General features: G+C 53.6%; 13 protein-coding genes. 11 read left to right on the forward strand and 2 right to left on the reverse strand.

All coding sequences use genetic code 11. The features are described from left to right. The first annotated feature begins 526 nt into the window (after nucleotides 1-526). The 7 genes from RDV48_30125 to RDV48_30155 all read left to right on the forward strand — a co-directional run bounded on the left by RDV48_30125 (nucleotide 527) and on the right by RDV48_30155 (nucleotide 6,978). Nucleotides 527-940 carry a hypothetical protein gene (locus RDV48_30125; protein MDQ7827093.1) on the forward strand — a complete coding sequence of 138 codons (414 nt, stop codon included), beginning with the start codon at nucleotides 527-529 and terminating at the stop codon, nucleotides 938-940. Between the two features lie 32 nt (nucleotides 941-972). Further along, on the forward strand, nucleotides 973-2,646 hold the full coding sequence (locus RDV48_30130) for a hypothetical protein (protein ID MDQ7827094.1): 1,674 nt from the start codon (nucleotides 973-975) through the stop codon (nucleotides 2,644-2,646). 282 nt (nucleotides 2,647-2,928) lie between these two features. After that, nucleotides 2,929-3,570 carry a zinc ribbon domain-containing protein gene (locus RDV48_30135; protein ID MDQ7827095.1) on the forward strand — a complete coding sequence of 214 codons (642 nt, stop codon included), beginning with the start codon at nucleotides 2,929-2,931 and terminating at the stop codon, nucleotides 3,568-3,570. Between the two features lie 389 nt (nucleotides 3,571-3,959). Then, nucleotides 3,960-4,202, forward strand: coding sequence for a DUF433 domain-containing protein (locus RDV48_30140; GenBank protein ID MDQ7827096.1), 243 nt, complete (start codon nucleotides 3,960-3,962; stop codon nucleotides 4,200-4,202). Further along, the gene (locus RDV48_30145; GenBank protein MDQ7827097.1) at nucleotides 4,199-4,576 is read left to right on the forward strand and encodes a DUF5615 family PIN-like protein; all 378 of its coding nucleotides are present in this window, start codon (nucleotides 4,199-4,201) and stop codon (nucleotides 4,574-4,576) included. Before RDV48_30140 ends, RDV48_30145 begins: the two co-directional genes overlap by 4 nt. Nucleotides 4,577-4,631: 55 nt before the next feature. Next, nucleotides 4,632-5,723, forward strand: a complete 1,092-nt coding sequence (locus RDV48_30150) for a radical SAM protein (GenBank protein MDQ7827098.1) — start codon at nucleotides 4,632-4,634, stop codon at nucleotides 5,721-5,723. Between the two features lie 130 nt (nucleotides 5,724-5,853). Continuing rightward, nucleotides 5,854-6,978 (forward strand): 2-hydroxyacyl-CoA dehydratase family protein, encoded by a 1,125-nt coding sequence (locus RDV48_30155; GenBank protein MDQ7827099.1) that lies wholly within the window; start codon nucleotides 5,854-5,856, stop codon nucleotides 6,976-6,978. A gap of 15 nt (nucleotides 6,979-6,993) precedes the next feature. Here the strand turns inward: RDV48_30155 and RDV48_30160 are convergent, their stop codons facing one another. After that, nucleotides 6,994-7,512: a hypothetical protein gene (locus RDV48_30160; protein ID MDQ7827100.1), complete on the reverse strand. Its 519-nt coding sequence runs from the start codon at nucleotides 7,510-7,512 to the stop codon at nucleotides 6,994-6,996. A gap of 11 nt (nucleotides 7,513-7,523) precedes the next feature. After that, nucleotides 7,524-8,303, reverse strand: a complete 780-nt coding sequence (locus tag RDV48_30165; GenBank protein ID MDQ7827101.1) for a hypothetical protein — start codon at nucleotides 8,301-8,303, stop codon at nucleotides 7,524-7,526. Nucleotides 8,304-8,602: 299 nt separating this feature from the next. Between RDV48_30165 and RDV48_30170 the strand changes: the two genes are divergently transcribed. Genes RDV48_30170 through RDV48_30185 form a run of 4 tightly spaced genes read left to right on the forward strand, consistent with a single transcriptional unit; the run spans nucleotide 8,603 to nucleotide 15,295 of the window. Further along, nucleotides 8,603-11,707 carry a chemotaxis protein CheW gene (locus RDV48_30170; GenBank protein ID MDQ7827102.1) on the forward strand — a complete coding sequence of 1,035 codons (3,105 nt, stop codon included), beginning with the start codon at nucleotides 8,603-8,605 and terminating at the stop codon, nucleotides 11,705-11,707. Between the two features lie 18 nt (nucleotides 11,708-11,725). Continuing rightward, complete coding sequence (locus RDV48_30175) at nucleotides 11,726-12,160, forward strand: chemotaxis protein CheW (GenBank protein MDQ7827103.1); 435 nt, start codon at nucleotides 11,726-11,728, stop codon at nucleotides 12,158-12,160. 47 nt (nucleotides 12,161-12,207) lie between these two features. Next, on the forward strand, nucleotides 12,208-12,993 hold the full coding sequence (locus RDV48_30180) for a ParA family protein (protein ID MDQ7827104.1): 786 nt from the start codon (nucleotides 12,208-12,210) through the stop codon (nucleotides 12,991-12,993). Nucleotides 12,994-13,015: 22 nt separating this feature from the next. Continuing rightward, on the forward strand, nucleotides 13,016-15,295 hold the full coding sequence (locus RDV48_30185; GenBank protein ID MDQ7827105.1) for a methyl-accepting chemotaxis protein: 2,280 nt from the start codon (nucleotides 13,016-13,018) through the stop codon (nucleotides 15,293-15,295). Nucleotides 15,296-15,301 lie beyond the last annotated feature (6 nt).

The raw sequence follows: 15,301 nt of genomic DNA on the forward strand, positions 1-15,301 counted from the left end.
GATTGTCCCCCTCGGAAGCTCATAAGGCTCAGGGAGGAGGAGCATATCCTCGTAGCCCCCTGAAGCGAAGGAATCACTGAGGTGAAGAAGCTCTTCTTCATCCGGCAGGAACAGTGAGTGAATGGTGTGGGTCTCAAACGTATCCATGTAATAATGATACCATATTGAAAGAGAAAAAGCAAAAGGACCACCCCCAGAAAAGCTCATATTGAATGGGTTTTAAGGCCATCGCAGGATGCCCCGCCAGAGGCTCAGAAGGGGTGAAAAGGTCAAAATGACCCTGAAGACCATTGATTTATGCGATAAGGCCTTCCTGAGCCTCATCTGAACATCCGGCAGGGGGGGGAGGCCTTACTATTAAAAAATTGTAAATTTCATGACACCTTTCAGGCCCCATGATCACCGACAGCCTTCATATCAATGTTTCATGAGACTGCCGTCACTTTCTGCTCTGCCCCTGATCTCTGGATTTTTATATGCTTTTATGGTATAGATAGAATAGCATTATTGTGGGGGGGGGACACTTATGGTTGAAAAGGCAGGTTTCAAGGCTTCGGGTGTGATGGCGGGAAACAGCCAGGTGGCGGCGTGGTCTGCCACATACGGCAAGCTTGATGAGGAGGGAAAGATTTTCAGGGCTGCAGAGACCGGCAGGATCACTGTTGAGCGCTCGGCCGGTCTCATAGGAGTGGAATTCATGTGCGGCGGGTTTTCCGCCGAGAAAACGGTGCTCAAAAACTTCCCTGACTCCCTGCCCCCGGAAAACGGGATCCATGGGACGTCATTCTATGAGCCCGGGTCTGATGCCGGAAAGACGGTCTTTTTCTTCGATGTGGCCAATCCCCGGACAAAGCCGGGAGATGTGGACACGATGCAGTTCAGCACAAGCTATTGTGATTGTGAGAGCCAGGATAACGAATTTACGATTCATATAAAATAGGAAGCACCAGGGGCCGGAATGGAGGGCTTACAATGGACTCGATAGGCAGAAAAGATCTTTGGAATGAAAGGCCGGGGGCCAGCCATGGGAAGGAAGGAGCGATACCGCACGGGACGGCATCGGGATGCGGACTTCCCGGAGATGCTGTTTCTATTGGCGGACAATCGTCATTGTCCAGGGTCCCTGATTATGGCCGGATAGTGGCAGCAGGAGCTGCCGCATCACGTCCCACCTTGAATTATCTCCAGATGACCCAGGAGAGCCTCCTCAGCACCCTCCTGCCCGTGGCCCTCTCAGATATCCCCGGTCTTGATGAGCGTGTCTCGACGCTCGGCGAGCCTTACAGGTTCGCGCCCCGCTATTCAATAGACGAAGTAATGAACAATGCCGAGAAGGCTGAAGCCTTTACGAAAGACTATCTCATGGCCGAGGCGCCCTATTTTGCCATAGCGAGGGACCCAGAGTCGGGCCTCAGCTTCGACGGCATCAAGCTTGACATGAAAACGGGGAAACCCCTGGAAGTGAGGAACTGGAGCGCTCCATCCAAGGAGTGCCTTGATATAGGGCTCTGCATTAAAGCGCTTGCAGGCGATCCTAAAGTTTCCCTGGTGGTCTCGAAGGATGATCCTTCGAAGGCTCCTGAGCTCGCCGCAGATATTCTCAGGAAGAAGATGGACAGCTATGAGAAGTTCAATAAGGAGAACCCCGGCTATGGGGGCTTTGTTCCCTGGTTCAAGAGCGGAAAGGATATGACGCCGACACCTGACTGGGAGAGCCAGGTACCGGGCCTGGACAACGGCGAGTGGATATGGACTCTTCTCGATGCCGAGCAGGCCCTCAGGGACAAGGGAATGACTGACCTCGCCGACCGCTACGGCCGTTACAATGACCTGCTCAGAAGCAACGTCGTCAAGATGTTCTATGATCCCGACAAGGGGTTGGTAAGGGGAGACATCAAGGTCGTCGATCCCAAGTCTGCGGACTCGGCCTATGAGCTCGCGCCGGGCAAGTGCAATTATCTTGACGGCATTCATGAAGGCCACATGCTGCTTCTTTACGTGGCCCTCTTCGGCAAGGGCCTCCCCGAGGGCGCGGAGCAGAAGATTTGGGACAGCTACAAGCTGAAAAAGGTGGATACCAAGTGGGGCACCACCTGGCAGGCATGGGCAGGCTCTTCTCACGAGTCATGGGCCCATCTCTTCCTGCCGACGCGCGACCTGGAGCCCTTCAAGAAGCTCTTCAGGATCCGCGAGGAGATCCGCTCCCAGAATGCCGCCGAGCGCCATTATCCAGGCTTCGCCTCGTCCACCAATGAGCCCGGCGGAAACGGCTATTACTCTGCCTGCGGCATAGAGGGCATAGGCACCCTCGAACCGGAGCACAACAATGTCTTTGCCATCTACGGCGTCTTCCCGATGCTCCAGGAGTTCTCGGACAGGGAGCAGGTGACGGGGAATTACGGCCTTGCCTGGCTTCTCAATATGCTCAAGTGCCAGAAGATGCAGGGGCCCCTCGGCGGCGGCGAATCGGCCACGAATGACGGGAAGCTGATCTCGCCGATGAAGACCATCGACGGCTCCTTCCCCAACATCCTGGCAATGTCAGGGGGCCTTGCGAAGGAGACGGCGGCGATGCTCGAGCGTCACGGCCTCTATGACAGATTTATGGGCATTGAAGAAAAGAAGCTGAAAGAGGCTTTTGGCTGAGGAGGCGCCCAGGAACCCGTCGGGTTCGCCCTTCCCTCAGTATCAGTGCCCACCGAAGGCATCGCCGACTATGAGCCTGAAACAGCGCCGGTCCAGGAGAGCCCGGCACCCGGACCTCCGGAGGACGAAAGCCTGGGCTACCTGCTGAAAAAGTAAGGCCCACCGCAGGGGGCAGGCCGCTGCCGTATATTTACCATAGTTACACAATTGAGGATTGACGGTCCTGAGGGCGCTGTTCAAAACAGGAGAGAGTCCCCAGGTTTCCAGTTTATGGAGGTTCTTATGGGAGCAATAGAGTTTACTGATAATTACCAGGATCTTTCTACTGACATGGGCTTTCAGTTCAAATTCAACTGCGAGCGCTGCGGTGACGGCTACATGTCCACCTTCCGGCCCAACACCATCGGCGTCGTGGGAAGCCTCCTGAGAGGCGCCTCGAGCTTCCTGGGCGGCGCCCTCGGTAACGTGGGGCACACTGCCTACGAGGTGCAGCGCGCCGTGGGCGGCCCCCAGCATGACGCGGCCCTGAAGCAGGCCATCGATGAAGTGAAGCCCCTTTTCAAGAAGTGCCGGCGCTGCGGCGACTGGACATGCGAGAAAGTCTGCTGGAATACCCACAAGGATATGTGCAAGCAGTGCGCCCCAGTTGCAGAGGAAGAAGAGACATCCATAAGAGCCGAGCACGTGAGAACCCAGGTCTCCAATGATCTTTTCCTTGAAGAGAACAAGAGGATGAGCGAGAAAGGCAAGGAAGTGGCGGAAAAATGCCCCGAGTGCGGCGCCGCCACCCTCGGGAAAAAGTTCTGCCCCCAGTGCGGGATCAAGCTCTCAGCGGGGGAAAGCTTCTGCAAACAGTGCGGCGTAAAGCTCCCGCCCAAATCGAAATTCTGCGGCGACTGCGGGGCCACCGTGGAGCAGAGTTAACGGGCGCGGCGCTCCCGCGATGCCGATGACATCTCAGAGAGCATTGCTGCAACCTCCACAAGCCCCATGACAAGCCATGCAACCCGCTCGCTCACACTACTCGTGAGTGACTGGTATTTTCAGGCTATGAGCCTGTGCTCTTCTTCGTGCAGAGAAGAGAGAAGAATCTCGGCCTTTACCAGGAAGGGTGCCGCTTTCCGGGCCGTTTTCTGATCTACCCGTCCATTTCCCTGAGAACCTCTATGTCGGCCATAAAATCACCTCACTCTTTGAGAAAGAGTTTCGATGGAGGAGAAAAGGATTTCTTCCAACCTGGAACAGGATATTTATGGTATAATTGTAGATGAGAAGTCAGAGAACATTCATAATTAATGCCGGGGGAGTAGAATATGAAAGACCTTCTTCAGAGGATTGCAATAGATCCTCAAATATGTTTTGGAAAACCCTGCATCCGCGGCACTCGAATATGGGTGTCACTCATTCTTGATTACCTCGCCGATGGCATGAGCATTGAGGATGTCCTGAAAGAATATCCTCACCTCAAAGAAGAGGACATTCGGGCTGCAATCGCCTATGGGGCAGAGATGTCCCGGCAGCGCTATATTGATTTTCCTCTAGAGGCTGCGGGATGAAGTTCAAGCTTGATGAGAATTTTGGGACCCGGGTCAAGAATATCTTTCAGTCAGAAGGATATGATGTTCAGACAGTCCATGATCAAGGAATTGCGGGATGCTCTGACAGGGATCTTTTCAGGAAATGCTGTGCAGAAAGCCGCTGTCTTGTGACAATGGACCTTGATTTCGCTGACGTGACACGCTTTCCGCCTAATCAATCAAGCGGAATAGCCGTTTTCCGCCAGCCAAAGAATTCAGGCATTTCATTCATAGAACAGCTTGTGAGACAATATCTGAAAGCCCTCACTAATATTCGTTCTGATGAAAAGCTCTGTATTATCGAGGCAGGCAGGATAAGAGTCCATGAGGCCTGGGATGCTGATTTTCCATAGTCTTTCTCCAGGGGATGCCTGCAGGAAAAACCGGGGCGCCGTGTAAAGAGAGTGGATGGACACAGGGCCTGTCACAAGCTGCCTTGCCCCTTCCTTTCTCCCTGCCACGGCAGTGCTGGAGATGACCTATCGCTGCAACCACGGGTGCCTTTTCTGCTCGTGCCCCTGGTTTTCCCCGCGGGGGGATTTTGACGAGAGGCCCGAGCTCACCATCAATGAATGGAAAGCCATCATTGAGAAGCTCATCGTAATGGGCATCTCATCCGTTGCCTTCACGGGCGGAGAGCCTCTGCTCAAGGAGGGCATCGAAGAGCTCCTCACCTTCGCCGCATCCCTTGAGGCAGAGCTTATCGAGACGGAAGGCGAAGGCCTTGTCACGAAGAAGCTTCCCCTTTCCGTCCATCTTCTCAGCAACGGGAAGATAATGAGCGAAAAGATCCTGGAGATATGCGCCAGGCATAAAATTCACCTGGGGATGAGCATGCCGGGCCTTACCACCTTCACCGATCACACCAGGGCAAGCGATTCAACGCACATCCTGAAGTGGTTCACCAGGGCGAAGGAGATGGGCATTGAGACCCACGTAGGGATCACCGTGACAAGAAAGAACCTCCACGAGCTTTATGAGACCATGGCGGAGAGCCTCCTGGCAGGCGCCGACTCGGTGCTCCTCAACAGGTTCATGCCGGGAGGCAGGGGAATAACCAACGCCGGGGAGCTGATGCTTGACAGGGAGGGAGTGGCAGAGATGCTGGAGGTGGCCGAAGGCGTCCTCAGGACGGCCAATCGCCGCGGGAACGTGGGAACGGAGCTCCCGCTCTGCCTGGTAGACGAGGGCAGGCACACCCACCTGAAAGTGGGCACGCAGTGCTCGGCGGCCCTGGATTTTTTTGCCATCGATCCCTCGGGCTATGTGCGGGTATGCAACCACTCGCCGGTGAGGCTTCATCACATCCATGAGGTGGAGAAGGTAAAGGATCACCCTTACTGGAGGAAATTCGCCCTGAAAGATTATCTCCCCAGGGAGTGCTCTCCCTGCCAGGAGATGGGGCGTTGTGACGGCGGCTGCCGCGAGGCAGCCCACATCTGGAGCGGCTCACCGGATGGCCCCGACCCTCTTCTCCCCGGGGAGCCGCCTAGACGATAGGCACTTCATCGTTTAATTTCAGTGTCAGAGAGCAGGGTGGTGAATCCCCTTCAGCAGAACTTGACTCAGGGCTCCCTTTTTGCGTAAAATGAATACATAAGGAATATTTTCAACAGCGGGGAATAAACCTGTGTCAGCCGATGATGCGGCCGTCATTGCCGCGACCTTGAAGAATGTCTGTGAAGGCAGCGGGCTTGTCGCCGTGAGGGCATGGAGCTATGGGCACCAGGGCGCGCCTGTTGTGGGATATTTTCCAAGCTGCGCTCCCCGCGAGCTCGTCTATGCCGCCGGAGGCCTTTCCGTGGGCTTGAAAGGCGGATGCCGATCTCTGCAGGACTTCATGGCATCAGCCAGGCAGGACACCCTGCCGCCTCTCAGCGGCATCTTTTTTCCTTCCTTCTGCGACGAAGCCGGGGAGCTCTCCGGGATGTGGGACAGCATCACCACTGGCTTGTGGGTGAGACGCCTCCAGATCCCCCTTGACTTGAGCCCTGAAGCCGCTATTGCCTCACTCAGGGATGAGCTTCTTGCCCTGGCAGCCCTCATGCTGGGCCATAAGCCTGATGAGCCCTATTATGATAAGCTCCGTGAAGCTATTGCTCTCACAGGTACTCAAAGAGAGCTGCTGGAAAGCCTCGGAAAAGCCCGCTCAGCCGCTCCCTGGAAGATTCCCCTTGATGAATACTGCTCCATGGAAAGAAGCGCCCTTCTGCTCCATCCGGCTCACCATATGAAGCTCGCGCAGGAGTATTTCAGGGGGGCCATGAAACGGGAGAAGCAGGCCTATGAAAGTGCTCCTTTCACCATTGTCTCACCGTCGTGCGCGGTGACCCCTGTGGACCTGCTGAGGGCTATCGAAGAAGAGGGATGCACCATTGTGGCGTGCGATCTTTTCCCGGGGCTCCTGCAGAAGAAGCCCTCTCACTCTCGTGAAGATGATCCTCTGGAATTCATTGCAGAGTGCCTTCTTCACCTATGCTGCACAGCCAGTCAGGGAAAAGATGGCATTGCCGCAAGGTGCGCTTACCTCACGGAACAGGTAATGCTTTATGATGCGAGGGCCCTGCTGTTCATTACCCCAGCCTCCTGCAAGCATGCCCCCGGTGATGATCCACATCTTCAGAAAGCTCTTGAGAGCGAGGGTATCCCTTCCATAAGCATTCACTTCGGAGAAGAGGACGGTGATTACCGAAAGGTGAAGGAACAGGCAGGCGCCTTCATCAATTCCCTCGGCCGCTCATTGGCAGAGCCTTAAGCGATGGCCCTCCTTTTACGCGCGGAAGAACGAGAAAGCGGCCCACAGCGCGAAAATCCCGAGGAAGGCAAGCAGCGCCTGGTAAGGCTTTATTTTTGAAAACACTTTCAGATCCTTTTCAATGAGAAGCAGGGTGCTCCAGAAGAGAAAGAGGCAGAAATAGACAATGGCGGGGATGATCTCATCAGTGACGCGGCATAGGTAAGAGCGGTAAAATACACATCCCAGGAGCGCCGATACCAGCGTATAGGCGGCCGCCCCCGCCGCTCCCTGCCGCCTGGCAAGGTATTTCACTGATATGTACGCGGAAGAGATGGAGATAAAGCAGAGAACAGCCGAGAGGACCAGCCATAAAGGCTTCCATGAGTGCCTGTATGCGCTTATTATCAAGGCCAGAGCGACCCCGTCGCCAAGTATGAGCCCCCATACAAGGGGCTTTTCCTCCAGGAAAAATATCACCATGGGAAAGCCCAGGGCCATTGAAAGCAGGATCCATTGCAGGATATCTGTCACAAAATCAGAGGGCTGCGCCACGGAAAACTCCTTTAAGGGACCGATACGCCGAGATTCACGCCTTCCTTTGTCCGGGCATCAGTGATTGCTGAATTTATTGCGCTCTTGATGATATTTCTCTTCGCCTCTTTTTCCTTCTGCACCTCCGGTGAATCACCCTCTTTCGCCTTGCAGCCCTCCAGCTGCCTGGCGTAGAAGTTCACCTCTGAAGTGTAGGCCTTCAGCTCGTCCTTTTTCCTGTTGAGGGATACCGATTCTTTCTTGTGGTCGCCCTCATGGACAAGGGAGCCGGCAAGGAGAAGATCCCTGTCGAATTTTGAGAGCTCGAGCTTGCGGAGCTTATCGGCCTTCTGCTCAGGCGAGAGTATGGATGATCTGATCTTTGCCGCTTCAGCGTCAAAATCCCTGTCGAGGCTCCCTTTTTCCGTGCTGACCTGGATGATGTCTTTCAGGGAGTCATACTGCGCGATATTTTTCATGCCGCTCTCACAGGAGAGCTTTCCTGACTTTCTCATGGAATCAATCGTGGCATCGTAGCCGGAAAAACCAGGCGTGGAGGCAATCATATTCTGTGCGGAGTCCAGGGCGGAGTTTCTTCTCTCTTCAGGGGTGCTCGCCTTCTTTTCTGAGGACTTTGATACTTTCTCGTCCTGGAGCATCCTGGCCTCCTCGGAAAGTGACGAGGTATCTGCTGCCTGCATGGGAGGCTGCCCGGTGATTTCCGGTACTTCTTTCTCTTTCCCTGTTCCCCCTGTGCCGACCTCGCCAAAGAACCCTGTGAACCCTGAAAAAATCTTGTTTATCGTGTCCATTGTGCGCCCCCCCCCCGCTTACTCTTTATATCTATTATAAGGGGAAGATGTTACAAATATATGGCCGGGGAGTCCCTTTATTGTTAAGATGCTGTAACAGGAATATTAAGGTTCCGTAATAAATGAGGGAAAAGATGCAGAGGTCTCATTCATTCTTTTCTGGACACGAGGCTCCGGGAAACTGCCATGAAGTAAGGATAGAATATGGTCAAATCATTTAAGATGAGCAGGGAAAAGGATTTTCAGCCATCTTCACGAAGTGTAATATACCTGTACATCACAAAAAGAGAGCCCGCACCATGGATTCATCAGGAAATGCCGAATATTCCAGGCTTTTCATTGAAGAGACCAGGGATTATCTTGAATCGCTTGAAAAGGATCTCATACTCCTTGAGATCTCTCCGGAATCATACGATGATGAGCTGATAAACAGGATATTCAGGGCCGTCCACTCCATCAAGGGGAGCTCAGGATTCCTCGGGTTTGTGAAGGTGAAAGAGCTTTCCCATGCTATGGAGAACGTGCTGGGCAGGATCAGGAACAGAGAAATGTCGCCTTCCCAGGATCTCATTTCGCTCCTCCTCGATTCAAAGGATCTCCTCACAAAGATGATTACCACTATTGATGAATCAGAGTATTTTGACATATCCAGAGAGCTCGAAGCTCTCAAAAACATCGTGATCCTGTCAAAAGAGGGAAAAGATGGCGATGAAAAGCGAAAAGCGCTTGAAGTGAAGCTCCCCTCCGGGAAAAAAATATTCACCATCGCTCCCGAAAAGGCCCGGAAAGCGAGAAATGAGAGCCTTTTCATCTATATGATAGAATATGACGTGCAGAAGGATATGGAAGATAAGGGGATGACTGCCGCGGAGCTTCTGGAAGGACTGGAAAAGAATGGCATGTCTCTGATAGACACACTTGAGGTGAGGAGCGCAGAAAAAGCTGACCCCGCCGCCCCTGAAGAGGATCGCCTCTTTGTAGTGGGGACCCACCTTCTTGAACCCGATCTCCTGCTGGCAGTGCTGATGATCCTCCCTGAGCGCCTCCATGTCATCTATGACCCGGAGCATGAGGAGCCTCGCGACAGCGGGGCAAAGGAAAAAATGGAAGAGGCGGCCCCTGTTCTTCCGGAAAAGCCTGAATCCGAGAGGATGAAGCAAAGCTCCCTGAGGGCAGAATCTGATGAGATGCTCACCTCCCCGCCAATGAGTCCCCCACGGGAAAAGGAGCCGGAAATCGCAGAGGATCTCCATCTGAAGGAACACTCCATCAATAAACAAATTGCAGCCCTTTCCAAGGACACCATCAAGGTAAAGCTCAAATCCCTGGACACCCTCATGAGCCTCGCGGGGGAGCTTGTGCTCACAAGAAACCAGCTCCTGCAGAACATAAGGACCTGGGATAAAAGAGGGATAGAGACAACTTTTCAGCGACTGAACCTCATCACCTCAGAGGTCCAGGAGACAATCATGTCCACAAGGATGCAGCCTATTGAAGTGATCTTTTCCAAGTTCAACCGTCTGGTGAGGGACCTTGCAAAGGACCTTGGGAAAGAGGTGGAGCTTGCCATTGAAGGGGAAGATGTAGAGCTTGACAAGACTGTGATTGAGGCTATCGGTGATCCTCTTACCCACCTCATGAGAAACGCTGTGGACCATGGCATAGAAGCACCGGAAGCGAGGATGAGAGCAGGGAAGCCTGAAAAGGGGATTATCAGGCTCAGCGCATTCCACGAGGCCGGGCAGGTGAAAATAGTAATCAGTGATGATGGCGCAGGCATCGACGGAGAGACTGTAAGGCAGAAAGCCCTTCACAGCGGTCATTTCTCTGCCGTCCAGATTAACGAGATGACAGAAAAAGAGCTGCTGAAGCTTATTTTTCTCCCCGGGTTCTCAACTGCCGATAACGTGACCGATGTCTCAGGCAGGGGCGTGGGCATGGATGTGGTAGTCTCCAATCTCTCCAGGATCGGGGGGGTGATAGATCTCGATACGGAAAAGAACAGGGGAACTACCTTTGAAATAAAGCTCCCTCTCACCCTGGCAATCATTCCCTCCCTGATTGTCGCGCTGAAAGATGAACGCTTCGCAATTCCCCAGGTGAGTATCGTCGAGCTGGTGAGGGTTCCCCCGGGGAAGATCGCGGAGCAGATACAGAAGATAGGCTCCGCGGTGGTTTTCAGGCTTCGCGGGGAACTTTTGCCCCTTGTGAGCCTCCAGGATGTTCTGGGGATACCTCATGATGCGGGAGCCGCGGAAAGCGGCAACGGAAAAACAAACCTGGACCGCCTGGTCACCTGTGCCTGCAGCATCAACATAGTGGTGGTGACCGTAGGCGACCTCCGCTACGGAATGGCAGTGGATTCGTTCAGTGAGTCTGAAGAGATTGTGGTGAAGCCCCTGGGGAGGCACCTGAGAGGCTGCAGGCTCTATGCGGGAGCAACCATTGAAGGCACGGGGAGGATATCGCTCATTCTTGACGTGCTGGGAATCTGCAGGATGATGAACCTTGCGGAAGTGAAGGAAATGGCGGAGAAGAAGTTTGTGAAGCAGAAAACCGTGATTGCAAAGAAACCGAGCACCTTTCTGCTGGTCAAGAATGAAGGTGATGAGCAGTTTGCAATACCTCTCCCCCTTGTGTCGAGAATCGAGCGGATTTCAAGGAAAAAGATCGAGAAAGCCGCGGGCAAGCCTACCCTTCGCTATGAAGAAAGCACCCTCTCCCTGCATTCACTGGAAGAGCTGCTCCCCACCGCGCTCAGGGCCGACTCCGATTTTCTTTATATAATCGTGCTTCATCTGGCGGGAAAAGATGCGGGATTCATGGTGTCAGAAGTGCTTGATATCATCGAGACCGACAAGACTATCGATGAAGTGACCTTCAGGCAGCCCGGCATAAGGGGGTCATTCAATATATTTGACAGGATCACCCTTGTCCTTGATTTTTCGTCGATGACGCCGCAGCAGCAGCCTTCCCGGAGGAGCCCCTCTTCGACGCAGCCGCAGGGCACTGAGGAGCGCCATCAGCCCGTAATTCTTGTCGCCGAAGACTCTGAATTCTTTTTGAATCATATTGACTCGATTTTAAAAAACGCGGGTTATATGACGCTTCTCGCGAGAGACGGCCTTGAGGCTCTCGAGCTGCTTGAGAACAATCAGGTGGATGGAGTGCTCACCGACATTGAAATGCCAAACCTTGACGGCCTGGGACTGGCGCAGGCAGTCAGGAAAAATCCTGCCACGAGCGCCCTGCCAATCATCGCCCTTACTTCCATCGCGGGCGAGACTGCGGCACAGAAGGGCCTCAATGCCGGCATAGATGAATATATAATCAAGCTTGACAGGGATCATCTGCTGGAGAGGCTCCGCCTCTCCCTGGCGCAGAGACAGATAAGCCAAGTATAGCCATTAAGGACATTACCTATGGAAGAGATCATTGAAGCCGTCATCTTCAAGATCGGCGATATTCTGTGCGGCCTTGACATCAGGCACGTGCAGGAAATATGCAAGAATACTGATATTACCAGGGTATATTATTCGCCCGCCTTCATATCAGGGGTGATAAACCTCAGGGGAACGGTGGTCACTGTCATCAACCTGCGCCACCTTTTTAAAATGAAAGAAAACCACAGAAGCGTCACCAGCCGGATAATCATCGTGGATTCAGGGGGCGAGCGGATAGGCCTTCTTGTCGATATTGTCCATGACATCATCGAGATAGACAGGTCCTTTCTTGAGCCTCCTCCCTCCAACATCAAGGGAGTTGCCGGTTCATTGTTTACCTCCATATATAAGAAACCCAGGGAGCTGGTTTCTATCATGAACCTTGAGGAAGTGCTCAAGATAAGAACAGAGTGAAAGCGGCTCTTTGACCTTTAAACACCAGAGATGGGAAGGCCTGAAAAATGATAGTATCGATAATCAACAACAAGGGAGGCACAGGGAAAACGACGACGGCCGTCAACCTCGCTGCGGCAATGGCACACGAGGGGCACAAGGTGCTTATCTGTGATCTTGATCCCCAGGCGTCGGCTTCCCTCTCTGTAGGGGTGGAATATCACAGGCTTACGCCTTCCCTTTTCGAGATTCTCTTTTTTTGTGCACGGCCGGAAGAGTGCATAAGAAAGACATCTCTCGGGGGCCTCGACATACTCACGGGGTCCATCGATCTTGCCTCCGCAGACCTTCATCTCGCCGATGTCCCGGGAAGGGAATTAGTGCTCTCAGAGGCGCTGAGCCATGTGCGCCATCTCTATGACTTTATTGTTATTGACTGCGCCCCGTCACTTTCCTTGCTCCAGATAAACGCTCTCACGGCCTGCGAGAGATACGTCATCCCTCTCTTGCCTGAATACCTCACACTGGAGGGACTTGTAAGCCTCCGGGACGCCCTTGACAGGATAAAATCGGGCATCGGAGTCAATCCCCGTCTGCTCGGAATAGTGTTCACCATGGTGAACCCTGCGCCTTTTCCCTTCCTCAGCCGGGAATTGAGAGAACAGACGCAGATAATGAATCTTCTCAGGGAATATGCTCCCGGTGATATATTTTCCACTGTCATACGGAGGGACATTGCGCTTGCGGAGGCGCCTTCCTATGGGAAGACCATAATTGAGTATGCCCCCGGAGGCAGGAGCGCCAGGGAGTTCCTGGCCCTTTCCAGGGAGCTCATTGAACGGATAAAGTATTAAAATAAGCTCGAGGGAGGACTGTATGCCATACAATGTAGGGAAGAGTATCTTTGAGAGAACTGCTGAGACTCCGGCGGCCACTGCGCCGGCACGCGAAAAGGAGGCTCAGGCGCCGCCATCAGGCGGCCATGATGATCTTACCCGCTCCCTCCTTGATGAACTCCCATTACCGGTCGTCGCAGTAGATCGTGATTTTAACGTAATCTATGCCAACAGGGCTGCTCAGTCCATTACGGGCATGGCTCAAGAGCAGTGCCTGCAGAGCAAATGCTTTTCCCTTATGCACACAGGCCACTGCAACACGGAGAACTGCCAGCTCGGCAGGGCGATGATCCAGGGCACTGCCCTTACAGGAGAGACAGTGGCGCGCCTCCCCAGGGGAGATCTCCCCATCCGCTACACTGCAGTTCCTCTCTTTGATAACAATGGAAAGATCGCTGGTGCTGTCGAGTATATTCTGGATATCTCGAAAGAACTGGAGATCAAGAATGCCATCACTGATCTCACCAAAGCCGCGGTCAATGGCCAGCTTGACAGGCGTGCCGAGACGTCGGGCTTTCAGGGAGCCTACCGTGAGATTGTCGAAGGCTTTAACAGTGTCCTTGACTCCGTCGTCAAGCCCCTCAAGGTAGCCGCCAGCTATGTGAACATGATTGCCAAAGGTGAAATACCCCCGAAAATTACTGATGAGTACAGGGGCGACTTCAACGAGATAAAGAACAACCTCAACCAGTGCATTGACGCGGTGAACCTGCTGGTGGCCGACGCCAACATGCTCAGCAAGGCGGGCGTGGAAGGCCGTCTCGCCACAAGGGCCGATGGAAACAAGCACCAGGGTGAATTCCGCAGGATAGTGCAGGGCGTCAACGACACTCTTGACGCGGTCATCGGGCCTCTCGGCGTTGCCGCGAAATACGTGGAGCGCATCTCCAGAGGCGACATACCCGAGAAGATCAGGGATGAGTACAAAGGCGACTTCAACGAGATCAAGAACAACCTCAACCAGTGCATTGACGCGGTGAATCTGCTGGTGGCCGATGCCAACATGCTCAGCAAGGCGGGCGTGGAAGGCCGTCTCGCCACAAGGGCCGATGGAAACAAGCACCAGGGTGAATTCCGCAGGATAGTGCAGGGCGTCAACGACACTCTTGACGCGGTCATCGGGCCTCTCGGCGTTGCCGCGAAATACGTGGAGCGCATCTCCAGAGGCGACATACCCGAGAAGATCAGGGATGAGTACAAAGGCGACTTCAACGAGATCAAGAACAACCTGAACGCCCTGATTGACTCCATGGATACCATTACCAACGTGGCCAAGGAAATAGCCGGCGGGAACCTGGAAGTTGAGGTCAGGCAGCGGTCATCTCAGGACATGCTCATGAAGGCAATAGAGGCCATGCTCAGTAATCTGAAGAGCATGGTAAAGGGAATCATGGAGATGACCATCAGTCTTACCGCGTCATCATCGCAGCTTTCCTCCATTGCCGAAGAGCTGGCCCAGAATGCTGTAGGCATGAGCAATACGAGCACTTCCGTGGCAAGCTCCGCCGAGGAGATGAGCGTCAACATGGCTTCCATATCTGCCTCAACTGAACAATCCACGACAAACATCAACGGCGTGGCTTCCGCAACGGAAGAGATGTCTTCCACCATAGGCGAGATCTCCCAGAATTCGGAGCGGGCAAGGAGCATTACCCAGAATGCCGTGCAGAGCGTCAATGTCTCGTCAGAGAAAGTGAAGGAGCTCGGAGCGGCAGCAAAAGACATCAGCAAGGTCACTGACGTCATTGTTGAGATTGCGGAACAGACCAAGCTTCTTGCCCTCAACGCCACAATTGAGGCGGCGAGAGCCGGCGAGGCAGGAAAAGGCTTTGCGGTGGTGGCGAACGAGGTCAAGGAACTGGCAAAGCAGACTAATGCAGCCACCGACGACATCATGCAGAAGATAGAAGCCATACAGGCTTCCACCAACCATACAATAGGGCAGATCTCGGAGATTTCCAAAATCATCCTGACGGTAAGTGAAACGGTGTCAAATATCGCCTCATCCGTTGAAGAGCAGAGCGTCACCACGAAAAGTATCGCAAGGAATATCGGCCAGGCTCTTATCGGCGTCAATGACTCCACGAAAAATATCGCCGTTGCGGCAAATATGTCCAGAAACATCGCTTCAGACATCGGCTCAGTGAAAGAGGGCATAGATAGAATCAAGGAAGCCGGCAAGACTCTCACCTCAAGCTCCGGCAATCTCGTGCAGGTGGCAGGCAGGCTGAAAGTCATGGTGGAGAGATTCAAAGTATAGTCCAAC

The sequence above is a fragment of the Candidatus Eremiobacterota bacterium genome (genome assembly GCA_031082125.1).
Classification (GTDB): Bacteria; Vulcanimicrobiota; CADAWZ01; order CADAWZ01; family Ess09-12; genus Ess09-12.